This window comes from Streptomyces sp. NPDC093111 (assembly GCF_040683955.1).
Lineage (GTDB): Bacteria > Actinomycetota > Actinomycetes > Streptomycetales > Streptomycetaceae > Streptomyces.
The window spans coordinates 125453-148284 of the sequence record NZ_JBFBNW010000021.1 but is presented as its reverse complement, the minus strand read 5'-3'; the positions used below and the strand labels follow the sequence as shown (position 1 = coordinate 148284).

At 71.0% G+C, this 22832-nt stretch carries 15 protein-coding genes; 8 read left to right on the top strand and 7 right to left on the bottom strand.

The features are described from left to right. The first annotated feature begins 208 nt into the window (after nt 1–208). On the top strand, nt 209–7171 hold the full coding sequence (locus tag AB0Q96_RS31530; RefSeq protein ID WP_365331429.1) for an RHS repeat-associated core domain-containing protein: 6963 nt from the start codon (nt 209–211) through the stop codon (nt 7169–7171). Nucleotides 7172–7911: 740 nt separating this feature from the next. Further along, nucleotides 7912–9666: a hypothetical protein gene (locus tag AB0Q96_RS31525; RefSeq protein ID WP_365331427.1), complete on the top strand. Its 1755-nt coding sequence runs from the start codon at nt 7912–7914 to the stop codon at nt 9664–9666. 26 nt (nt 9667–9692) lie between these two features. Here the strand turns inward: AB0Q96_RS31525 and AB0Q96_RS31520 are convergent, their stop codons facing one another. Genes AB0Q96_RS31520 through AB0Q96_RS31510 form a run of 3 tightly spaced genes read right to left on the bottom strand, consistent with a single transcriptional unit; the run spans nt 9693 to nt 12170 of the window. Further along, entirely contained in the window at nt 9693–10601 is a 909-nt protein-coding gene (locus AB0Q96_RS31520) for a polysaccharide deacetylase family protein (protein WP_365331425.1), read from the bottom strand. A 17-nt stretch (nt 10602–10618) separates the two neighbouring features. Beyond that, nucleotides 10619–11500 (bottom strand): PPK2 family polyphosphate kinase, encoded by an 882-nt coding sequence (locus AB0Q96_RS31515; protein WP_365331423.1) that lies wholly within the window; start codon nt 11498–11500, stop codon nt 10619–10621. 37 nt (nt 11501–11537) lie between these two features. Next, a complete protein-coding gene (locus AB0Q96_RS31510) occupies nt 11538–12170 on the bottom strand; it encodes a TetR family transcriptional regulator (RefSeq protein ID WP_365331421.1) in 633 nt (210 codons plus the stop codon). 74 nt (nt 12171–12244) lie between these two features. On the opposite strand from AB0Q96_RS31510, the gene AB0Q96_RS31505 reads away from it, so the two are divergent. Then, entirely contained in the window at nt 12245–13174 is a 930-nt protein-coding gene (locus AB0Q96_RS31505) for an oxidoreductase (protein ID WP_365331419.1), read from the top strand. A gap of 24 nt (nt 13175–13198) precedes the next feature. Here AB0Q96_RS31505 and AB0Q96_RS31500 read toward each other — a convergent pair whose 3' ends face one another. The 3 genes from AB0Q96_RS31500 to zapE form a co-directional block, all read right to left on the bottom strand. Continuing rightward, nucleotides 13199–14578, bottom strand: a complete 1380-nt coding sequence (locus AB0Q96_RS31500; protein WP_365331417.1) for an alkaline phosphatase PhoX — start codon at nt 14576–14578, stop codon at nt 13199–13201. 181 nt (nt 14579–14759) lie between these two features. Further along, complete coding sequence (locus AB0Q96_RS31495; protein WP_365331415.1) at nt 14760–15185, bottom strand: OsmC family protein; 426 nt, start codon at nt 15183–15185, stop codon at nt 14760–14762. A 32-nt stretch (nt 15186–15217) separates the two neighbouring features. After that, the gene (zapE, locus tag AB0Q96_RS31490; RefSeq protein ID WP_365331413.1) at nt 15218–16303 is read right to left on the bottom strand and encodes a cell division protein ZapE; all 1086 of its coding nucleotides are present in this window, start codon (nt 16301–16303) and stop codon (nt 15218–15220) included. A gap of 36 nt (nt 16304–16339) precedes the next feature. On the opposite strand from zapE, the gene AB0Q96_RS31485 reads away from it, so the two are divergent. The 4 genes from AB0Q96_RS31485 (at nt 16340) to msrB (ending at nt 19613) form a co-directional block, all read left to right on the top strand. After that, nucleotides 16340–17110, top strand: coding sequence for a pyrimidine reductase family protein (locus tag AB0Q96_RS31485; RefSeq protein ID WP_365331411.1), 771 nt, complete (start codon nt 16340–16342; stop codon nt 17108–17110). A 106-nt stretch (nt 17111–17216) separates the two neighbouring features. Then, complete coding sequence (locus AB0Q96_RS31480) at nt 17217–17687, top strand: indole-3-glycerol phosphate synthase (RefSeq protein WP_365331409.1); 471 nt, start codon at nt 17217–17219, stop codon at nt 17685–17687. 92 nt (nt 17688–17779) lie between these two features. Further along, nucleotides 17780–19189, top strand: coding sequence for a UDP-N-acetylmuramate--L-alanine ligase (gene murC, locus AB0Q96_RS31475; protein ID WP_365331407.1), 1410 nt, complete (start codon nt 17780–17782; stop codon nt 19187–19189). A gap of 16 nt (nt 19190–19205) precedes the next feature. After that, on the top strand, nt 19206–19613 hold the full coding sequence (gene msrB, locus AB0Q96_RS31470; protein WP_365331405.1) for a peptide-methionine (R)-S-oxide reductase MsrB: 408 nt from the start codon (nt 19206–19208) through the stop codon (nt 19611–19613). A gap of 56 nt (nt 19614–19669) precedes the next feature. Here msrB and AB0Q96_RS31465 read toward each other — a convergent pair whose 3' ends face one another. Continuing rightward, a complete protein-coding gene (locus AB0Q96_RS31465; RefSeq protein ID WP_365331403.1) occupies nt 19670–20131 on the bottom strand; it encodes a Fur family transcriptional regulator in 462 nt (153 codons plus the stop codon). 205 nt (nt 20132–20336) lie between these two features. On the opposite strand from AB0Q96_RS31465, the gene katG reads away from it, so the two are divergent. Continuing rightward, nucleotides 20337–22550: a catalase/peroxidase HPI gene (gene katG, locus AB0Q96_RS31460; protein WP_365331401.1), complete on the top strand. Its 2214-nt coding sequence runs from the start codon at nt 20337–20339 to the stop codon at nt 22548–22550. Nucleotides 22551–22832 lie beyond the last annotated feature (282 nt).

Here is a 22832-nt window from a genome sequence, read left to right as displayed (position 1 = left end):
GGGGCGTGGGCGCCCCCCCTTGTGATCTCCTCCCGCTGTCTGTCTCTGTTTTTTTCGTGTTCGCGTGGGGGTTCTCCCCCGGCGGGGGGGGGGGGGGGGGCGCCCCCCCCCCCCCCACCCCTCGTGTATTCACGAAACCTAGGGAGAATCCGAAGTGCGTGTGCACAGATCGGGACGGAAACGGGCTGGCGCCCGGATATCCGTCCTCATGAGCGGAGCCCTGCTGGGCACCCTCCTGCAAGGCCTGCCGGCCGCCGTCACACCGGCGTCCGCCGACGCCAACCGTCCGACGGCCGTCTCGGCCGAGCGGCCCGCCAAGGGCACCGTCGGGAAGCCCAAGCCGCGTCGCGCCGAGCAGAAGTCCGCGGCGACCCGGCCCGCCATCGCGTGGCCCTCGCCCGGGACCGTCCGCGTTCAGCTGCCGTCGCCCGGTGGCTCGGCGAAGGTGTCGGTGCGGGCCGGGAACACGGCCGTGACGCTGGCGCCCGCCCAGGGGCGTAGTGCCGTGCGGTCCGCTGCGTCCGCTCAGGCCGACCTGCGATTCCTGGACCGGTCCGCGGCCGAGCGTGCAGGGATCGACGGCGTCCTGCTGACCATCGGGAACGCGACCGCCGGCACGGCTGAGGCGCCGCTGACGACGAAGGTCGCCGTCGACTACAGCGGCTTCGCCCGTGCGGCCGGCGGCAATTACGGTTCCCGTCTGCGGTTCGTGCGGATGCCTGCCTGTGTGCTGGTGACGCCGGAGAAGCCGCAGTGCCGGGTGCCGGTCCCCCTGGAGGGCCGCAACGACGCGGAGGCCAGGACCGTCACGGCCGAAGCCGTCACGGTGCCGCCGGGCGCTTCGTCGGGCATCCAGGCGCAGCTCGGTGAGGGCACGGCGACCGTGCTGGGCCTCACCGCCGACTCCTCCAGCCTGTCGGGTGACTTCAAGGCGAGCCCGATGGGCGCCTCCTCGTCGTGGAACACCGACCTCAACACCGGTACGTTCACCACCTCGTACGGCATGGGCGTACCCTCCGTGCCGGGCGCGTTCGTGCCCAAGGTGTCCCTGAACTACTCCTCGGGGACGATCGACGGGCGCACCGTCAACGGCAACAACCAGGCGTCCTGGGCCGGCGACGGCTTCGACATGTCGCCGGGCTTCGTCGAGCGCTCCTACAAGCCCTGTGGCGACGAGGGCGTCAAGAAGGACACCAACGAGATCGGTGACCTCTGCTGGGGCTACGACAACGCCACCATCAGCTTCGCCGGACATTCGGGTGAACTGATCCCGGTCGGCACCGACGAGTGGCGGCTCAAGGGCGACGACAGCACCAAGGTCACCCGGGTCAAGGACACCGGCCGGGGCAACGGGGACAACGACGGCGAGTACTTCAAGGCCGTCGTCTCGGACGGCACGACGTACTGGTTCGGTTCCAACCGGCTGGACAACTGGGCCACCGGGAAGCCCGAGACGAAGTCGGTGTTCACCGTCCCCGTCTATGGCAACGACACCGGGGAACCCTGCTACAACGCCGACATCAAGAGCGCCTGGTGCCAGCAGGGCTGGCGCTGGAACCTCGACAAGGCGGTCGACACCAAGGGCAACGTCATCACCTACTGGTACAACCAGGAGGGCAACTCGTACGGCCGCTATCTGACGGCCGCCGATGACACCCCGTACGTACGCGGTGGCTCGCTCGACCACATCGACTACGGGCTGAAGACGGCCGACATCCACTCGGCGACGGTCAAGCCGATGGCGCGGGTCAACTTCAAGACCGCCGAGCGGTGCCTGGACGCGGCAGCCCTCTGCGACCCGGCGAAGATCGACACCAACCGGCAGTACTGGTACGACACGCCGTGGGACATGAACTGCAAGGCGGCGACCGACTGCGACGCCGGCCGGTTCTCCCCGACCTTCTTCACCCGTACCCGTCTCGCCTCGGTCACCACGCAGACGCTGCAGACGGACGGTACGTACAAGGACATCGACTCCTGGACCCTGAACCACCGCTGGGGTACTTCCGACACCGACTACCAGCTCATCCTCTCCTCGATCGACCGCAAGGGGCTCGCAGGTACCACCGCGGTCCCGCTGCCGCCGACCGTCCTGGGCTACACCCAGAGGACGAACCGTCTCGACAAGAGCGGTGACGGACGGGCGCCGTTCATCAAGGAGCGCCTCTCCAGCATCACCGACGAGGCCGGCGGCCAGGTCGACATCAACTACTCGACCGAGGTCTGCTCCTGGAGCAGCCTGCCGACGCCGCAGAGCAACACGACGCGGTGCTTCCCGCAGCAGTACCAGCCGTCCAACAAGACGGTGGTCACGACGGAGTGGTTCAACAAGTTCGTCGTGGACGCGGTCATCATGACCGACCTCACGGGCGGCTCGCCGGACATGGTCACCCGCTACTCCTACCTCGGCGACGCGGCCTGGACGTTCGACGACGACGACGGTCTGACCAAGGAGAAGCTGAAGACCTGGTCGCAGTGGCGCGGTTACGAGCACACCCGCGTCCAGACCGGTGACGTCCTCAACATGTCCACGCAGGTGGACCACTGGTTCCTGCGTGGCAGGGACGGCGACCGCACCGATCCCACGGACAAGACGAAGACCCGGTCCGTGTCGGTGTCCGACGGCGTCGGTGGCACCATCACCGACGACCAGGCGTGGGCGGGATTCGAGTTCCGGACCGAGACGTACAGCGCGCCGGGCGGCAAGATCCTGGCGAAGACGGTCAGCACGCCGTGGAAGAAGGAGACCGCCAAGCGGGTCCGCGACTGGGGCACCACGGTGTCCAACATCATCAACACGGAGACGACCCGTTCGTACACCTCGCTGGACGACGGGGCCGGCAGCAAGTGGCGTGAGGTCCGCTCGAAGAACTCCTTCGACGCCCGTGGCCGGGTGACCACGACGGAGAACCTGGGCGATGTCTCCGTCGCGACGGACGACCAGTGCACGACCACCACGTACGCGGACAACACCAGCGACTGGATCCTGACCGGCGTCATCCGCCAGGAGACCGTGGCTGCCAAATGCACTGCCACGGTCGACCGCGACACCCAGGCCGACGGCACCTCGGCCGTCCTGTCCGACGTCCGCACCCGCTACGACGGCCAGGCCTATGGAGCCGCGCCCACCAAGGGGCTGCCGACGCTGGTGTCCGTGCTGAAGCAGCGCACGGGGACCAAGGCCACCTATCTGGACGGCGCGACCAGCTACGACACCTACGGCCGGCCGCTGACCACGACGCAACTCGCCTCGACGAGCGTCTTCGACCCGGCCGAGACCAGCACCGCCCCGGTCACCACCGCCCACCCGGACAAGCGGATCACCACCACCGCGTACTCGCCCGCGACCGGCCGTCCGACCAAGAGCTCGGTGACGACGCCGCCCGCCACGGTCGGCAACGACGCCACGGCGCAGACGTCCACCACGTCCTACGACATGCTGCGAGGCCTGCCGACGGCCGAGGAGGACGCGAACAAGCTCCGCACCGAGGTCACCTACGACGCGCTCGGCCGCAACCTCAAGCTGTGGAAGCCCGACCGGTCCAAGCTGAGCGGCCAGACGCCGAACGTCGAGTACCGGTACAACGACGGCGCGGGCGACATCCGCTCGGTCCAGGCACTCACGCTCAACAGCGACGGTTCCCAGTCGTCCAGCTTCGTCCTGTACGACGGACACCGTCGCGAGCGCCAGTCGCAGGGACCCGGTGACAACGGCGGCAAGCTCCTCACCGACACCTTCTACGACGCCCGCGGCCAGGTAGAGCGCTCGCACGCCACGTACTACGCCACCGGCGCCCCTTCGAGGAAGCTGTTCAATCTGGAGGACACCACCGGCGTCGAGACCCAGACCACGACCGAGTACGACGGCCTGGGCCGTCCGACGAAGGTCGTCCAGTTGGCCGGCAACGGGGTCGGGCACAAGGTGCTCGGCACCACGCGCACGATCTACGGCGGCGACCGGGTCACGGTGATCCCCCCGAAGGGCGGCACCACCACCACGACCGTCAAGGACGCGGCCGGGCAGACCACCGAACTGCTGCAGTACCAGAGCGCCGAGCCCACCGGACCGGCCGACAGCACGACGTACTCCTACGACCCGGCGGGTCACCTCGTCAAGCTCACGGACCCTTCGAAGAACGACTGGACGTGGACCTACGACCAGCTCGGGCGCCAGAAGACGGCGAGCGACCCGGACACCGGCACGTCGAAGAAGTCCTACAACGACCGGGGTGAGGTGACCAGCAGCGAGAACGGCAACAAGAAGACCACCGTCTTCGCCTACGACAACCTGTCGCGCCAGCTCGAATCCCGCGCGGACAGCGCCAGCGGTGCCCTGCTCACCTCCCAGACCTGGGACCCCACGAACAACAAGGGCATGGCGGCCACCTCCAGCCGCTTCCTGAAGGTCGGAACGAGCACCTACGAGTACAAGTCGACTGTCAACGTCTACGACGCCCTGTACCGGCCGACCCGGGTCACCCTGGCCGTGCCGTCGGTCCCGGGCCAGGAGGGGCTGGCCGGCACATACGTCACCGGCACCTCGTACAACCTCGACGGCACCGTGAGGTCCCTGGCCTACCCCGCCGCGGGCAACCTCGCCGCCGAATCCCTGGCGTTCACGTACGACTCCCTGCGCCGGCAGGTCACCGCGAGCAGCCTGACCTCCGGCTATCTGGCGAAGCAGACGTACAGCCTCACCGGCAAGCCGCTGCAGTCCACGCTCAACGCCGGCGGCAAGAACATCTGGATCACCAACGAGTGGGAGTGGGGGACCCAGCGGCTCACCGGCAGCCGGACCGACCTGGAGGCCGCCAACGGCGCCGAGCGCGCCGCCGGCTACACGTACGACGAGGTCGGCAACGTCACCTCGCTGACCGACGTCTCCCGGTACGGCGTTGACCGGCAGTGCTTCACGTACGACCACCTGGCCCGCCTGACCGAGGCGTTCACGCCCACGTCCTCGCCCTGCCCGGCGCTGCCCGCCGCCTCCGACCTCGGTGGCCCGGCTCCGTACTGGACCAGCTGGACCTACAACACCGACGGCACGCGGAAGACGGAGACCGAGCACGACCCGGCGGGCAACACGGCGGCGGACAAGGTCCGGACGTATGCCTATCCGGCAGCGGGCGCGCCCCGTCCCCACTCCCTGTCCGGCACCAGCACGGTGACGGGCGGAACAGGTGACCCGGTCCCCGAGTCGTACGTCTACGACGCGAGCGGCAACACCACCGAACGACACCTCAACCCCGAGCCCGGCACCACCAGCGACCAGGTCCTCGACTGGGACGGCCAGGGTCAGCTCAACAAGATCACCGACACCGTCAAGAAGACGGCCGACGGGCTGACCGTCACGACGGCCAGGACGAGCGAGTACGTCTACGCTCCGGACGGCAGCCGACTGCTGAGCAAGGACGTCGACTCGGCGACCCCCGAGACGGAGTCCACGACGCTGTACCTCGGCAGCACCGAGCTCAAGCTGACCAAGGGTGCCGCGAAGCCGACGGCGACGCGGTACTACGCCCTCGGCGCGGCGGTCGCGGTCCGCACGGACGACAACAAGGTGTCCTTCCAGGTCACCGACCATCACAACACCGGCACCCTCGACATCGACGCCGACGGCGCCGTCGTCGACCAGCGCCGCCAGACGCCTTTCGGCAAGCAGCGCGGCGCCGCCCCGACCGGCTGGGCCGGCTCCCGAGGCTTCGTCGGCGGCACGATGGACCCGACGGGCCTGACGCACCTCGGCGCCCGCGAATACGACCCGGCCACCGGCCGCTTCATCAGCGTCGACCCGGTCCTGGCCACGGAGGACATCCAGTCCCTCAACGGCTACGTCTACTCCAACAACAACCCGATGACCCTCTCGGACCCGTCGGGCCTCCGCCCCGACGGCATCTGCGGCGGCAACTCCAGCACCTGCCGGCCGAGCGATGCCGGCAACGAGATGTCCACGACCTACCACGAGTCGTGGCAGCCCACGGGCACCGGGTGGAAGTGGAGCAACTACGTCGAGAGCAAGAAGGGCAAGCGCTACTACAAGTACGGCGGCGTCAACTGGGGCACGGTCGTCGACCTGACGCCACGCAAGATCAAGTGGAACATGAACACGCTCGCGGGCGCGGTCCGCAGCGTCGTCAGCACCGCCGACATGCTCAGCGTGAGGCCGATCGGCCCCTCCGCCACCGACGCCTACGACGCCCTCGTGAACAAGCTGGGAGGCGACACCAGCGACCCGGCCTACGAGGACGGGGAGGGCCTCGCCGATCTGGTGGGGCTGGTCTTCACCGGGGTGGGCGGTGCCGCGAAGGGAATCGGCAAGGGAGCCAAAGCCCTGGGCAAGTGCCCGAACAGCTTCGTCGAAGGCACCCAGGTCTTGCTCGCGGACGGCACCACCAAGCCGATCGAGGACGTACGCGTCGGGGACGAGGTCCTCGCGACCGACCCGAAGACCGGCGAGACCCGCGTCGAGACGGTCACCGCGGAGATCAAGGGCCAGGGCCTCAAGCACCTGGTCAAGGTCACGATCGACGTCGACGGCAAGGCCGGAACGAAGACGGCCGAGGTCACCGCGACCGAAGGGCACCCCGTCTGGGTGCCGGAGCTGGGCAAGTGGCTCAAGGCCACCGACCTGAAGCCGGGGCAGTGGCTCAGGACCAGCGCCGGTACGCACGTCCAGATCACGGCGATCGAGCGGTGGACCAAGCCGGATACGACGGTCCGAAACCTGACCGTGAGTAACCTGCATACGTATTACGTGGTGGCAGGCCCGGCTTCGGTCCTGGTCCACAACTGTGGTGACGCGGGTTACGCGGATGTGTTCCTGGACCTGAAGCAGGGTCACGCATCGATCGCGGTGACGCACAACGGAAAAACGATTCACACCGAGGCGGGGGCTCAAGTCGGAGAGGACTCCATTGTCGGCCTGCGGACGAAGGCGCATTCTCCCGGCACCGACGTCATCCGAATACCGCTGCCGAATGCGAAGAAAGCTCAAGCGGGGCAGAATTACTTCGTGGGTGAAAACCTTGGGCCGCACAACAATAAAACAAACAACTGCGTGACGTTCTGTGCGCGAATCCTGGAGTATGGGGGGTATACCATGCCGGTCTCGGAATCCGATCACATCGTGAGCTGGCTCATGGGGACGATCTTCGAACAAAGGAAGTTGTGATGGGGAATGAGTGGGAGTGGGGGCTGCGGCCGTCCAGTGGTGTGCCCGAGCGGCTCTGTGCCCCGACGATGTCCCCTGAACTCAACCTTGGTGTGCAGGTGATCGGCAGTAACATCGTCGGTAACGACGTGGTCGAAATTGCTGCGCAATACATGGTTGAACATGCGAGACTCGAACTGTGGATCGGGAGCCACGAGCCGCCCCTGGGTTTCCCTAGGAAGTCCGAGCTGGGTCGTAATTCTTCCGAGGTTCTTTTGGGGGCTTACGAGGCGTGGGTCGCATTCGAAAGCGCCTACGTGGCGTCCGGTAAGAGGGTCGACCGCGTACGCGATGAACGAGAGGAGCTGAAGGCAGCCCTGCGTAGGGCCACGGACGCTCTCATTCGGGCCAGGACCGAATAGTCGGGAAGGGTGGCCGGGTGCTGGCCGGCCTGTTCTCGTGCTTCGGCGACTGTCGAGGGGCCTCACCGGAATCGCCTCCGGTGAGGCCCCTCGGCCTGTGACGGCAAGTGCGGCGGGGCGAGGTCAGCGGACGAGAGCCGCGTCGGGTGAGGCCGGCCGAGTCCAGGTAGGCACCCGTCCCAAGGGCGGGGACGTGCCCGTGGTCCCCTCCCTCTACCCCGGTGGCAGCTAACCCTCGGTAATGAGGGATCATCTGCTTTTTGGCGCCCGCGGTGGCGCCCACCACACACGCGGTCACGACACCGGGCGCTCGCCCGGCCGCCGTTCTGGAGAGACACGTTGACGACGACAGCCACGACCTCGGAGGCGGCGGAGCCGGCTTCCGACATCGTTCGGGGATCACGGCGCCGGGCGCCGGAGGGGACGGGCCGGCGGCTGGTGCGCCGGTGGTGGCCCGCGGCCGGGGAGATCGTGGTCGGGGTGCTGGCCGCGCTCGGGTTCACGTACTGGGGGCTGAGCATAGGCAACAGCCCCATCACGCGCGTGGGGCAGGTCAGCGGGCTCTCCAACATCCAGTTGCGGTTCGCGCTGGTCGTGCTCGTGATCCTCGCCGTCGTGGGCTGGGCCACCGTCCGGGCGAGCGAGCGCGTCAAGAAGGTGACCGTACGGTTCGCCGCCGCGGCCGTCGCTGGACTCAGCACCGGGTTCATCGGGGCCGGCAACGTCTTCGCGCTGCGTGGCACGCCCTGGCCGCTGAACGGGCCGTACGGTGACAACAACCGGATCCTCGGCTGGGCCGAGGAGGTGCTGCACACCGGCGCGATGGACGCCTTCTATCCGCCGGCCGTGCCCTACACCATCGGCTACCTCGCCAAGGCCGGGCTCTTCGACGGTGAGCCCGCCCTCGCGTTCAAGTGGGTGTTCATCGGCATCGTGGCCCTCACCGGGCCCGCCGCCTACCTGCTGTGGCGGATGTGCGTCAAGCCGCTGCCCGCGCTCGCCCTGGGGCTGCTGCCCGCCCTCCAGCAGACGCTCCCGCACAAGCCGTACAGCCCCTTCGTCCTCGTTCTGCTCCTGCCGCTGATCGCGAAGCTGCTGCTGTGGCTGCGTGCCTCGCCGCACTTCAGCACCCGCGGTACGGTCCTGCGCGGCGGCTTCCTGGGTCTGCTCTTCGGTCTGCTCTTCCTCGTCTACTCGGGCTGGCACCTGTGGTCGCTGCCCGGCGTGATCATCGCGGTGCTGTTCTTCTACCCCTGGCAGACCGGGCGGCTGCGCGGTCTGGTCTTCCTCGGCAGCTCGCTCGTCGGCTTCCTGCTCGTCGCGGGCGTCTACCTGCGCGTGCTGCTCGGGGCCACGAGCACCCGTGACCAGTGGTGCTCCGGCTACACCCTCACCGAGCCCGCGTACATCGGGACGACCCCGCTGACCAGCCGCGCCTGGGACGAGCCGGGCGAGTACCCGGGCTTCGGCGAATTCTCCGGGCTCCACATGTACGCCGTGATCGTGCTCATCGGCCTCGGCTTCGCCGTCGCGCTCGGCCTGCGCAAGGCCGTGGTCGTCGCCCCGCTCGCCTGCTTCGGCAGCGCCTGGCTCATCCGCTTCTGGCTGGCCGGCCACATGGAGGCCGACCAGCAGGTGCAGCTCTTTCCCCGCACCATGATCCAGATCCAGGTCACGCTGACCGCCCTCACCGTCCTCGCCTGCGTGCTCGTCGCGCAGCGGCTGGCTCCCGCACTGAAGCGGCTGCGGTCCGCCGAAGGCCCGGCGAAGGCGGCGCCGCAGCGGTTCACCGCGGTCGGTGTGCTGCTCGCCATGGCGCTCGCGGGCGGCATGATCGGGTCCTTCTTCAGCAACCAGTACCTCCCGACCCACCCCGGCGAGAAGCTGGCGGGCACCCTGGCCTGGCAGGCCCACCAGTTCCGCAAGCCGGACGGCTCCTGCCCCAAGTACGCCGACAAGGGGAAGTGCAAGCCCTTCCCCACGCGCACCGTCGCCGAGGACTTCGCCGAGGTCGACCGGATGGTCTGTGAGTACCCGTGGCGGAAGGCGACCAAGGAGGGCTGGATCGTTCTCGACCTCATGACCCGGCCGTAGGGCCGGGTCCCCGCCCGGGGCGTCGGTCAGCGGCTCATCAGCTCCGACACCTTCACGAAGCGGTAGCCCTTCGCGCGGAGTTCCGGGACGATGCGGCGGATCGCCTGTTCGGTGACCGGGGCGGCGCTGCGGGTGCAGTGCATGACGACGAGGGAGCCGGGCTTCACGCCTTCCAGGACCTGGTCCGCGACCGCGTCCGGGTCCTTCGCGAAGGCGTCGCCGCTGACCACGTCCCATTGGACGGCGGTGACGCCGAGGGGGGTGAGGGCGCGCAGGGCGTCGTCGTCGTAGCAGCCGCCGGGGAAGCGGAAGTACGGGACCACGTGGGTCGCGCCGGCGTCGCGGAAGGCGTCGAAGGCGCGTTGGACGTCGGCGGCCATGTCGGGGGCGGCGACGGTCGGCAGGCCGTAGCAGGGGGTCGCGAAGGCGTAGTGGCTGTACGAGTGGTTGGCGATCTCGAAGCGCGGGTCGTTGCCGAGGGACTTCGCCTGGTCCGGGTACTGCTCGGCCCAGCGGCCCGTCATGAAGACCGTCGCGTCGACCTCGAGGCGGCGCAGGGTCGCGATGAGCTGCGGGTTGTCGAAGTGCTCGCCCCGGGCGGCGCGCGGGCCCTGGTCGGCCGTCATGTCGGCGTCGAAGGTGAGGGCGACCACCTTCTCGGCGGTGCCCGTCCGGGGTGCGGCGCGGTGGGTGTAGACGCGGGTGAGGCCGTTCGGGCCGGGGGCCAGGGTCGGCGGGGCCTTGGGGGCCGCGGCGGGGGCGGCCTGCCGGCCCGGGGCCGGTGCGGCGGACGGGGGCCGGGGCGGCTTCGTGCTCGGCGTCGTGTGCTTCGTGGGTGGCGCGGCTGCGGGCGGTTCGGCCGCGCCCCCGTCGCAGCCGACGAGAACGGCGCCCAGAAGGGCAAGCGCCGACAGCTTTCGTACAGAAATGGTCACCCAGGGAAATTAACCGATCATTGGCTGAGCAATCGCCTCCGGCACTCCGCCACGTCGAAGTCGCCCTTCGGGTACCGCGGGTCCAGCTCCGCCAGGTGCTCCCCGAGCAGGGTGCTGATCGCCCAGTTGCGGTACCACTTGCGGTCCGCCGGGACCAGGTACCAGGGCGCCGCCTCCGTCGAGCAGCGCTCCAGGGCGATCTCGTACGCCTCCTGGTACGCCGGCCACAGCGCCCGCTCCTCGATGTCGCCCGCGTTGAACTTCCAGTGCTTCTCCGGGTCGTCCAGGCGCTCCAGGAGCCGGTCCCGCTGCTCCTCGTACGACAGGTGGAGGAAGACCTTGACGAGGGTGACGCCGTCCTCGGTCAGCGCCTTCTCGAAGGCCGCGATCTCGGCGTAGCGGTCCTCCAGCTCCGGCCCCGGGACCAGGGAGCGGACCCGGGCGATGAGCACGTCCTCGTAGTGCGAACGGTCGAAGATGCCGATCTCGCCGGGGCGGGGGAGCGCCTGGGTGACGCGCCAGAGGAAGGGGTGCGCCTTCTCCTGCGGTGTCGGGGCCTTGAAGGCCCGGATGCGGCAGCCCGAGGGGTTGAAGTGGCCGATGACGTGCTTGACCGTGCCGCCCTTGCCGCTCGTGTCCATGCCCTGGAGCACGAGGAGCAGCCGGCGCCGGTCGCCCGCGGTGCTCGCCGCGTACAGGCGTTCCTGGAGGGCGGCCAGGTCCGGGGCCAGCCGTGCGGTGGCCGCCGCACCGGCCGCCTTCTTCCCCGGGGCGCCCGGGGTCGCGGCGGCGTCGTACGCGGCGAGGTCGATCCGCTCGCCCACCGGGACCCTCAACAGCTCGCGCAGGGGCGCGGACCCGTCCGCCGACTCCTTCGCTCCCCGGTTCTCCTTCGGCATCTCGGGTCCTTCCCTCGCGTCGACCGGCTTGCCGCCTTCACCGATCCTGCGCGTCCAGGGCCGGGGCCACCACCGCGAACGCCCGGTCGAGCAGGTCCATCGGGTCCTTGGTCGCCTCGCTCTCGCTCCACCCCTGGAGCGCCGCGCGGAACGCGACCAGCGCCGTGCCCGCGGCCAGTCGCGGGCGCAGGTCCGCCGTCACGGCCACGCCCTCGCGGCGGGCCAGCTCCTCCGCCAGCGTCTCCTGCCAGGCGGCCTGCCGCTCCAGGAAGCGGGCCAGCAGCGCGGGCGTGCGGAGGATCAGCTGGACCACCCGCAGCGCCCGCGCCGCGTGGTCGGGGTGCCGGTCGGTGCAGGCCAGCAGCGGGACCGCGACGGCGTGGCGCAGCGACCGCGACGGGGGCTCCGAGGCGGGGCGTTCCGCGAGGGCCGCGTGGATGTCCGCGCCCATGCCGGACAGGAACTGGACGACCACGTCCTCCTTGGACGCGAAGTAGCGGAAGAAGGTCCGCTTCGACACCCCGGCGGCGGCCGCGATCTCGTCCACGGTGATCGCGTCGAAGCCCTTCAGGGCCAGCAGTTGCAGCGCCGATTCGGTGAGCTCGGTGGCGACGAGGAGGCGTTTGCGTTCGGCCAGGCTGACGGCGGGCTCGGGCGTGGTGGGCGTCATGGACCGATCGTAGCCCGTCGTGTCACCGAGGGAAGAACTTGACACCGAGTGACACCAAGGGCAGCGTGTGACACATGACAGAGCAGCGGCGCTGGAACGCCGACCTTATCCCCGACCTGACCGGACGCGTCTTCGTCGTCACCGGCGCCAACAGCGGCCTCGGTCTCGCCACCACCCGGGAGCTCGCCCGGCACGGCGGCCACGTGGTCCTCGCCGTGCGCGACGAGCACAAGGGGCGGGCCGCCGTCGACGGCATCCTCCGGGACCACCCGGGCGCCCTCCTCGACGTCCGCCGCCTCGACCTCGCCGACCTCGACTCCGTACGCGACTTCGCCGGGAAGCTGTCCGCCGAGCACCCCCGGCTCGACGTCCTCGTCAACAACGCCGGGGTGATGGCCCCGCCCCGCACCCTCAGCGCCCAGGGCCACGAGCTCCAGTTCGCCGCCCACCACCTCGGCCACTTCGCGCTCACCGGGCTCCTGCTCGACCGCCTCGCGGCCGGCCGCGACCCCCGCGTCGTCACCGTCAGCTCGCTCGAACACCGCAAGGGGCGGATCGACTTCGACGACCTCGACGCGGTGCGCCGCTACTCGCCCATGGGCGCCTACCGGCAGGCCAAGCTGGCCAACACCGTCTTCGGGCACGCGCTCCACCAGCGCCTGACCGCCGCCGGGAGCCCCGTCCGCAGCCTCCTCGCCCACCCCGGCTACACGGCGACCAACCTCCAGAAGGACACCCCGGTCGCCTTCGTGCGCCTCGTCTTCGGGCGGGTCCTCGGCCCGCTGCTCGCCCAGCCCGCGGCGAGCGGGGCGCTTCCCCAGCTGTACGCGGCGACCGCGCCCGAGGCCGAGGGCGGCGTGCTCTACGGGCCGGACGGGCCGGGCGAGCTGCGCGGCGCGCCGAAGCGGGTCGCCCTCGCGCCGGCGGCGACCGATCCGGAGACCGGCCGCCGCCTGTGGGAGCTGTCCGAGTCCCTCACCGAGGTGAGGTACCCCCTCGGCTGAGCACCGCCGGGGTGCCCGGCCGGGTCACCGCCAGGGGCCCGTCACCGCGAAGGTCGTCCCCGGGGTGTAGCAGTTGACGAACATCGTGCGGCCGTCCGGAGCGAAGGTGACGCCCGCGAACTCGCCCCACTCCGGGCCCTCCGGGGTGCCGATGTTCTGCGCGCCGCGCGCCACCGCGTACACCTCGCCCTTCCGGCTCACGCCGAAGACGTGCTGCGCGCCGTCGCCGTCCTCGCAGACCATCAGCCCGCCGGACGGCGCCAGACAGATGTTGTCCGGCGACTCGCCCGGCAGCCGGACGTCCGTGTCCGGGCCGAAGACCACCACCAGGGTGAGCCGGCGCCGCTGCGGCTCGTACTTCCACACCTGGCCGAAGTGGGTGGCCCCGGAGCCGTCCCTGGCCCGGGCGAACGAGGACACGAAGTACACGGCCCCGGGCCCTCCGGCGCGCCCGGCACCCCAGTAGCAGCCCTCCAGCTTCTGGGCGTGCGTGATGCCGCCGGGCCCGAAGTCCTGGTGCCGGATGGGTGTAGAGGCCGCCAGCGGGTCCGGCACCGGCACCCACCGCACGCCCTCGAAGCACGCCCCCGCCTCCTGGACCACCGACAGGTCGGGCACGCCCGGCACCCGCATGGCCTCCAGGGCGCCGCCCGCGCGCAGCGAACCGGTGCCGCCGAGCGGCTTCTCGGGCAGGAAGCGGTAGAAGAGGCCGAAGGGCGCCTCGAAGGCGTCCTCCGTCTCGTACACGATCCCGCTCCTCGGGTCGACGGCGACGGCCTCGTGCTGGAAGCGGCCCATCGCGGTCAGCGGCACGGCGCCGGTGCGGTGCGGGTCGGCTCCGTCGACCTCGAAGACGAACCCGTGGTCCTTGGTGTAGCCGTTGGTCCCGGCCCGGTCCTCGGTCTCCTCGCAGGTGAGCCAGGTGTTCCAAGGGGTGGGCCCGCCCGCGCAGTTGACGGCGGTGCCGGCGACGGCGACCCGTTCGCCGAGGACCTGGGAGCGGCCGTCGAGTTCGAGCGCCGTGCAGCCGCCCTTGGCGGCCGGGTCGTAGGTGAGGCCGGGGACGGTGGGCACGGTGGTCTTCGCGGTGGCCCGGTTCTCGTGGTTGCGGACCAGGTGCACCCGGCCGCGGCGGCCGGCGAAGGCGCCCATGCCGTCGTGGTTGCCGGGGACCGCGCCCTCGCCGGAGCGGAGCGGGTCGCCCTGCCGGGACAGGACCCGGTACGAGAAGCCGGCGGGGAGGTCGAGCAGGCCGGCCGGGTCGGGGAGCAGCGGGCCGTAGCCGGCGTGGCCGCCGAGCGCGGCGGCGCTGCCCGCGAAGAGTTCGGAGAAGGCGCCGGTGAAGGCGATGCCGGCGACGGACGCGCCGGTGCGGGCGAGGATCTGACGTCGTGTGGCGGACATGAGGCGACCCACTTCCTGTTGGCGGACAGGACGGAACCGGACGGAACAGCGGGGGAACCGGCCGGTGTGGTGCGACGGATGACGTGTGACCCGCACGTGTGTACCACGCACATGGTGCGCGGTGAACCGTGCGGGCCCACATCGCCTCATGAGAAAGGTGTGGCCCGCAGCCGGGGCGCGGTCAGAGCAGCTCGGCGGTGAGCGTGATCGTCGTGCCCGTCAGCGCCTGGCTCACCGGGCAGTTCTTCTTGGCCTCCTCGGCCAGCGACTGGAAGGCGGCCGGCTCCACGCCCGGCACCTCGCCCCGCACCGTGAGGTGGATGCCGGTGATGCCCTCGCCGGGCTGGAAGGTGACGTCCGCCTTGGTCTCCAGGCGGGCCGGCGGGTTGCCGGCGCCGGCCAGGGCGTGCGAGAAGGCCATCGAGTAGCAGGCGGAGTGCGCCGCCGCGATGAGCTCCTCCGGGCTGGTCTTCCCGTTCGGCTCCTCGGACCGGGCCGGCCAGGAGACGTCGTACGAGCCGAGGCCGGAGGAGTCGAGGGAGACGACGCCCTTGCCCTTGAGGAGGTCGCCCTCCCAGACGGTGTGGGCGTGACGCACGGTGGCCATGGTGTTCCCTTTCGGTCGGGTGTGGCCCCAAGCTACTGCGCGACCAGCCCCTTGGCGTCCCGGGCCAGCGCGGTGAGCCGCGAGATCGCCCGGAAGTACTTCTTGCGGTACCCGCCGTTCAGCATCTCGTCACTGAACAGGCGGTCGAAGGGCAGACCGGCGGCCAGCACCGGTATCTCACGGTCGTAGAGCCGGTCGGCGAGGACCACCAGACGCAGCGCGGTCGACTGGTCGGGGACCGGCCGGACGTCGGTGAGGCAGACGGCCGTCAGGTCGTCGGTCAGCGCGCCGTACCGGCTCGGGTGCACCTTGGCGAGGTGGTCGAGCAGGTGCGGGAAGTCGTCGAGGGAGGCGCCCGGCGTGGCGTACGCGGTCTTCGTGACGACCTCGTCGGAGTACGGCGCGGGGGCCTCGGGCAGGCCGCGGTGGCGGTAGTCCTCGCCGTCGATCCGCAGCGGCCGGAAGTGCGCCGACAGGCCCTGGATCTCGCGCAGGAAGTCGGCGGCGGCGAACCGGCCCTCGCCCAGCTTGCCGGGCAGGGTGTTGGAGGTGGCGGCGAGCGCCACGCCCGACTCGACCAGCCGGCGCAGGAGCGAGGAGACGAGGACGGTGTCGCCCGGGTCGTCCAGTTCGAACTCGTCGATGCACAGCAGGCGGTGTCCGCCGAGGGTCTGCACGGTCTGCTGGAAGCCGAGGGCGCCCACCAGGTTCGTCAGCTCCACGAAGGTGCCGAAGGCCTTGAGCGAGGGCTCGGCGGGGGTGGCGTGCCAGAGGGAGGCGAGCAGGTGGGTCTTGCCGACGCCGTAACCGCCGTCGAGGTAGATCCCGCGCGGGCCGGCCGGGGCGGCGGGCTTCTTCGAGAACCAGCGGCGCTTGCCCGCGCCGGAGGCGTGGGCGCCGCCGAGGCCCTCGGCGAACGAGGAGAGGACCTTGACCGCCTCGATCTGGCTCGGCTGGTTGGGGTCCGGTATGTAGGTGTCGAAGCGCACGGCGTCGAACCGGGGCGGCGGCACCATCTCCGCGACGAGCCGGTCGGCGGGGACATGGGGCTCTCGCGAGCAGAGCGAGAGCGGGGCCGCTTCGGTGGAAGCCGCTTCGGTTATGGCACGGGTCGACACAGTTCCCCACTGTAAGCGCCATGTCAGACTGCGAGGATGCGACGCCTGTTCCCTGTGACGGACATGACAGCCACGGCCTCGGACAGGGAGTGGTCCCTCGACGAGCTCGCCGACGCCTACGCGTACCCCGCGGAGGCCGCCTCCGGTCCCTGGCTCCGGGCCAACATGGTCTCCTCGCTCGACGGGGCCGGCCAGCACGACGGACGCTCCCAGCCGCTCTCCTCCGAGACCGACATGCGGATCTTCGGGACCCTGCGGGCGCTCGCGGACGTGGTGGTCGTCGGCGCGGAGACGGTACGCCTGGAGGGCTACCGCCCGGCCCGGGCGCGGGAGGCCTTCGCGGCCCGCCGGGCGGCGGCGGGGCAGGGCCCGGCGCCGGTGATCGCGGTCGTGACCGCCTCCCTGGACCTCGACTTCTCGCTCCCGCTCTTCACCGAGCCGCTGGTGCCCACCCTGGTCCTGACCGGCGCCCAGGCGCCCGCGGACCGGGTGGCGGAGGCCCGCGGGGCCGGCGCCGAGGTGCTGGTCGCGGGCGAGGGGCGCGGGGTCGAGCCGGAGCGGGCGGTGGCGCTGCTGGCGGAGCGCGGGCTGCGGCGCCAGCTGACCGAGGGCGGGCCCCGGCTGCTCGGGCAGTTCGTGGCCGCGGGGGTGCTCGACGAGCTGTGCCTGAGCGTCTCGCCGACGATGACGGCGGGCAGCGCCCAGCGGATCGCCGGGGGACCCTCGGTGGACGTTCCGCGACGCTTCGCCGTGGCGTCCCTGCTGGAGCAGGACGGGTTCCTGTTCACCCGCTACCGTCGGATCTGACAATCAGCGGAATTTGTCGTTCCGCTTTGCTTCCGCTGGGCACACTTACTCACGCAGTCCCCGTGCGGGCACGGGGAAGGATGGTTTCCGCAGAAGGGCTCCTGAGGTGTTCACAAGCGTTCTGATGATCGAGAAGCCCCTGACGTCCGTCGACGTGGACTTCGTCACCACGCTGCACGGCGACGAGGGTGTCTCCTTCGTCGTCCTGATGCAGCCGCGCGGTGACCAGGCCGATGTACTGCTGCGCGCCATCGACGACGTCGCCATGGGCGAACTGAAGGAGGCGACCCGCGAGGGCGACGAACCGGAGGGCAAGGACGCCCGCAAGCCGGCCGAGCAGGCCCTGGAGCACTCCCTCCAGGCCCTCAGGGACGCCGGCTGCCAGGCGGTCGGACAGGTGGTCGAGGACCACCCCCTGGACAAGATGAGGTCGGTCGTCGAGGAGGTCAACGCCGACGAGGTCATCGTCCTGACCGCCCCGCACTACGTGGAGGAGTTCTTCCACCGCGACTGGGCCTCCCGGGCCCGGCACAAGGTCGGCGTGCCCGTCCTGAAGCTCTTCGCGCACAGCGAGTAGCCGCGTGGCGTCGGGGCGGGCGGCCGAGGTCGCCCGCCCCGACGCACTAGGCTGGAGCCTTCCAGACAGACGCACCCCGGGGAGAGATCCGCATGGCACCCGCCATCCCTGCCGCCATGGAACGGCCGCACTTCATCGGCATCGGCGGTGCCGGAATGTCGGGCATCGCGAAGATCCTCGCCCAGCGCGGCGCCAAGGTGGCCGGCAGCGACGCCAAGGAGTCCGCGACCGCCGAGTCCCTGCGCGCCCTGGGCGCCACCGTGCACATCGGCCACGCCGCCGAGCACCTCGCCGACGACGCCTCCGCCGTCGTCGTCTCCAGCGCGATCCGCGCCGACAACCCCGAGCTGGCCCGCGCCGCCGAGCTCGGCATCCCGGTCGTGCACCGCTCCGACGCGCTCGCCTCCCTCATGGACGGCCTCGGCGCCGTCGCCGTCGCCGGTACGCACGGCAAGACGACGACCACCTCCATGCTGGCCGTCGCGCTCACCGAGCTCGGTCTCGACCCCTCGTACGCCATCGGCGGCGACCTCGCGGGCCCCGGCACCAACGCCCGGCACGGCGAGGGCGAGGTCTTCGTGGCCGAGGCCGACGAGAGCGACCGCAGCTTCCAGAAGTACGACCCGCAGGTCGCGATCGTCCTCAACGTCGAGCTCGACCACCACGCGAACTACGCCTCCATGGACGAGATCTACGAGTCCTTCGAGGCCTTCGCCGCCAAGATCCGCCCCGGCGGCACCCTCGTCGTCGGCGAGCACTCCGGCGCCCGCGAGCTGGCCCGCCGGGTCGCCGGCCGGGAGGGCCTGACGGTCCTCACGGTGGGCGAGTCCGAGGACTCCGACGCCCGCATCCTCAAGATCGTCCCCAACGGGATGAAGAGCGAGGTCACCGTCGCCCTCGACGGCACCGAGCACACCTTCACGGTCTCCGTGCCCGGCCGCCACTACGCCCACAACGCCGCCGCCGCCCTGGTCGCCGGCTCCCGCGTCGGCATCGACCCGGCCGAGCTGGCCCAGGCCCTCACCGCGTACACCGGGGTCGGCCGCCGCCTCCAGCTCAAGGGCGAGGCCGCCGGCGTCCAGGTCATCGACTCGTACGCGCACCACCCCACCGAGATGACCGCCGACCTGGAGGCCATGCGCGGCGCCGCCGGGGCCTCCCGGCTCCTGGTCGTCTTCCAGCCGCACCTCTTCTCCCGCACCCAGGAGCTGGGCCGGGAGATGGGCGAGGCCCTGACCCTCGCCGACGGCTCCGTGGTCCTGGACATCTACCCGGCCCGCGAGGACCCGATCCCCGGCATCACCAGCGCGCTGATCATCGACGCGGCCCGCGCCGCCGGCGCCGACGTCACCCACGTCCACGACAAGAACGCGGTGCCGGACGTCGTGGCGGGAATGGCCAAGCCCGGCGACCTGGTTCTCACCATGGGCGCGGGCGACGTCACGGACCTGGGCCCGCGGATCCTGGCCCGCCTGGACGGCCCGGACGAGTCGGCGAAGTAGCAGAGGGAGCGAGCTCATGGCGTACGAGGTCGAGAAGACGGACGCGGAATGGCAGGCCGAGCTGTCCCCGTCGGAGTACCAGGTGCTCCGGCTGGCCGGCACCGAGCCCGCCTTCCGCGGTGAGTACACGGACACGAAGACCCAGGGCGTCTACTCCTGCCGGGCCTGCGGCGCCGAGCTCTTCACGTCCACCGAGAAGTTCGAGTCGCACTGCGGCTGGCCGTCCTTCTACGACCCGAAGGACAGCGCCGCGGTCGAGCTGGTCGCCGACACCTCCCACGGCATGGTCCGCACCGAGGTGCGCTGCGCCCGCTGCGGCTCGCACCTGGGCCACGTCTTCGAGGGCGAGGGCTACCCGACCCCGACGGACCAGCGCTACTGCATCAACTCGATCTCGCTGACGCTGGAGCCGGCGGAGAGCTGAGCGCGGAGCGGCGCACGCCCGCGCACCGAGGAGGGCCCCCGAGAGGGGGCCCTTTCTCATGCCCGCTCGGCCGTCCGCTCGGCCGTCTCCTCGCCCGTCCGCTCGGCCTCCGCGCAGTCCGGGCACAGCCCCCGGTACGTCACCTCCACCGCCGTGACCGTGAAGCCGAAACGCTCCGCGTCAGCCAGCCCCGTCAGCGGGTCCCCTCCCGGACACACGTCCCGGACCGCGCCGCAGCCCGAGCACACCAGGTGCTGGTGGGCCTCGTGGGCGTTCGGGTCGTAGCGCTTGGCGCGGCCGACGCTGGAGACCTCCAGGACCTCGCCGAGCGAGACGAGCTCGCCCAGCGTGTTGTACACGGTCGCGCGGGAGATCTCCGGCAGTCTCGCCGTGGCGCGGGCCAGGATCTCGTCGGCGGTGAGGTGGATGTGCTCGCCGGAGAGGACCTCGGCGACCACCCGGCGCTGCGCCGTCATCCGCCAGCCCCGTCGGCGGAGCCGCTCCAGAAGGTTGCTCATGGTCACCAGCCCTTGCAGCGCGAATCAGCGCGAGTCAGCGCCGGTGCGGCGCGAGTAATCCGTACGGGTCCGGCTGTCGTATTGACTTGGACTGAGTCCACCATAGGATCGACTCCAGTAGTAGCCAAGAGGGTGTGCGCCGGTCACACCGACGCCTCAGCAGTTCCCGAGCTCCGCGATCCGAATGGTTCGGAAGGAAAGACCGATGTCTGAGCAGAAGCACGATCCCCTGGTCACCGAGGACGAGGGCAAGGGCGGCTGCCCGGTCGCGCACGGCCGCGCCGCGCACCCCACGCAGGGCGGCGGCAACCGGCAGTGGTGGCCGGAGCGCCTCAACCTGAGGATCCTCGCCAAGAACCCGGCCGTGGCGAACCCCCTCGGTGAGGAGTTCGACTACGCGGCGGCCTTCCAGGGCCTCGACCTCGCCGCCGTCAAGCAGGACATCGCCGAGGTGCTCACCACCTCGCAGGAGTGGTGGCCCGCCGACTTCGGCAACTACGGCCCGCTCATGATCCGGATGGCCTGGCACAGCGCCGGCACGTACCGCGTCAGCGACGGCCGCGGCGGCGCCGGCGGCGGTCAGCAGCGCTTCGCCCCGCTGAACAGCTGGCCGGACAACGCGAGCCTGGACAAGGCCCGCCGCCTGCTCTGGCCGGTCAAGAAGAAGTACGGCAAGGCCATCTCCTGGGCCGACCTGATGGTCCTCACCGGCAACGTCGCCCTGGAGACCATGGGCTTCGACACCTTCGGCTTCGGCGGCGGCCGGGTCGACGAGTGGGAGCCGGACGAGGACGTCTACTGGGGTCCCGAGACCGAGTGGCTCGGCGACGAGCGCTACTCCGGCGACCGCGAGCTGGAGAACCCGCTCGCCGCCGTCCAGATGGGCCTCATCTACGTCAACCCCGAGGGCCCCAACGGCAACCCGGACCCGATCGCGGCCGCCCGCGACATCCGCGAGACCTTCGCGCGCATGGCGATGAACGACGAGGAGACCGTCGCCCTCATCGCCGGCGGCCACACCTTCGGCAAGGCGCACGGCGCCGGCCCCGCCGACCACGTGGGCGCCGACCCGGAGGCCGCGCCGATCGAGCAGCTCGGCCTCGGCTGGAAGAGCTCCTACGGCACGGGCTCCGGCAAGGACGCCATCACGTCCGGCCTGGAGGTCACCTGGACCGAGACGCCCACCCAGTGGGGCAACGGCTTCTTCAAGAACCTCTTCGAGTACGAGTACGAGCTCTCCAAGAGCCCGGCCGGCGCGCACCAGTGGGTCGCGAAGAACGCCGAGGCGGTCATCCCCGACGCCTTCGACCCGGCGAAGAAGCACCTGCCGACGATGCTCACCACCGACCTCTCGCTGAAGCAGGACCCGATCTACGGGCCGATCTCGCGCCGCTTCTACGAGAACCCGGACCAGTTCGCGGACGCCTTCGCCCGCGCCTGGTACAAGCTCACCCACCGCGACATGGGCCCCGTCGTGCGCTACCTCGGCGCCGAGGTCCCGAGCGAGGAGCTGCTCTGGCAGGACCCGCTGCCGGCCCGCCAGGGCGAGCAGCTCGGCGCCGCGGACATCGCCTCCCTCAAGGAGAAGATCCTCGGCTCCGACCTGTCGGTGACCCAGCTGGTCTCCGCCGCCTGGGCCGCCGCCGCCTCCTTCCGCGGCAGCGACAAGCGCGGCGGCGCCAACGGCGGCCGCATCCGCCTGGAGCCGCAGCGCACCTGGCAGGCCAACAACCCGGACGAGCTGGCCCAGGTGCTGCGCGTCCTGGAGGGCGTCCAGGAGTCCTTCAACGCGGCCGGCGGCGCGCAGGTCTCGATCGCCGACCTCGTCGTCCTCGCCGGCTCGGCGGCCGTCGAGAAGGCCGCCGCGGACGCCGGCTTCGCCGTCGAGGTCCCGTTCGCCGCGGGCCGGGTCGACGCCACCCAGGAGCAGACGGACGTCGAGTCCTTCTCCGCCCTGGAGCCGAGCGCGGACGGCTTCCGCAACTACCTCGGCAAGGGCCACCGCCTCCCCGCCGAGTACCTGCTCGTCGACAAGGCGAACCTGCTCACCCTGTCCGCCCCGGAGATGACGGTCCTCGTCGGCGGTCTGCGCGTGCTGGGCGTCACCCAGCCGCAGTCCTCCCTCGGCGTCCTCACCGAGACCCCGGGCAAGCTGACGAACGACTTCTTCGTCAACCTGCTCGACCTGGACACCGTCTGGCAGTCCACCTCCGACGACCAGACCACGTTCGAGGCCCGTGACGCCTCCGGCGCGGTCAAGTGGACCGGCACCCGTGCCGACCTGGTCTTCGGCGCCAACGCCGAGCTGCGCGCCGTCGCCGAGGTCTACGCCTCCGACGACGCCCGGCAGAAGTTCGTGACGGACTTCGTCGCGGCCTGGGCGAAGGTCATGGACCTGGACCGGTTCGACCTGCGCTGACCGCGAAGGTCACAGCGGCCCCCCGGTCATACCCGGCACCCCCGCCACACGGGCCCCGCCCCTGACAGCACGGCGTCTCCCTCCCCCGAACGGTCCGTCCGGGGGAGGCGAGGCCGGCGGTCGGGGGCGGGGCCCGTTGCCGTCCCGCGCGGACGGCGCGTGCCTGGCCCACCCGGAGGCGGCGGACACCGCACCCGGGTGACCGGCCGGTCGCGTCGTCCGGGGGCGCGGCGACCGGGGGTGTAGAGGTGTGGCGACATGGCTCCCTCGGCGTCAGGCGCG

Excerpts from the sequence above, each read along its gene's own strand:
- AB0Q96_RS31530 (WP_365331429.1), top strand. The coding sequence starts at position 209 with ATGAGCGGAGCCCTGCTGGGCACCCTCCTGCAAGGCCTGCCGGCCGCC.
- AB0Q96_RS31515 (WP_365331423.1), bottom strand. The coding sequence starts at position 11,500 with ATGCCGAAGGAGAACCGGGGAGCGAAGGAGTCGGCGGACGGGTCCGCG.
- AB0Q96_RS31510 (WP_365331421.1), bottom strand. The coding sequence starts at position 12,170 with ATGACGCCCACCACGCCCGAGCCCGCCGTCAGCCTGGCCGAACGCAAA.
- AB0Q96_RS31505 (WP_365331419.1), top strand. The coding sequence starts at position 12,245 with ATGACAGAGCAGCGGCGCTGGAACGCCGACCTTATCCCCGACCTGACC.
- AB0Q96_RS31500 (WP_365331417.1), bottom strand. The coding sequence starts at position 14,578 with ATGTCCGCCACACGACGTCAGATCCTCGCCCGCACCGGCGCGTCCGTC.
- AB0Q96_RS31495 (WP_365331415.1), bottom strand. The coding sequence starts at position 15,185 with ATGGCCACCGTGCGTCACGCCCACACCGTCTGGGAGGGCGACCTCCTC.
- AB0Q96_RS31485 (WP_365331411.1), top strand. The coding sequence starts at position 16,340 with ATGCGACGCCTGTTCCCTGTGACGGACATGACAGCCACGGCCTCGGAC.
- murC (WP_365331407.1), top strand. The coding sequence starts at position 17,780 with ATGGCACCCGCCATCCCTGCCGCCATGGAACGGCCGCACTTCATCGGC.
- msrB (WP_365331405.1), top strand. The coding sequence starts at position 19,206 with ATGGCGTACGAGGTCGAGAAGACGGACGCGGAATGGCAGGCCGAGCTG.
- AB0Q96_RS31465 (WP_365331403.1), bottom strand. The coding sequence starts at position 20,131 with ATGAGCAACCTTCTGGAGCGGCTCCGCCGACGGGGCTGGCGGATGACG.
- katG (WP_365331401.1), top strand. The coding sequence starts at position 20,337 with ATGTCTGAGCAGAAGCACGATCCCCTGGTCACCGAGGACGAGGGCAAG.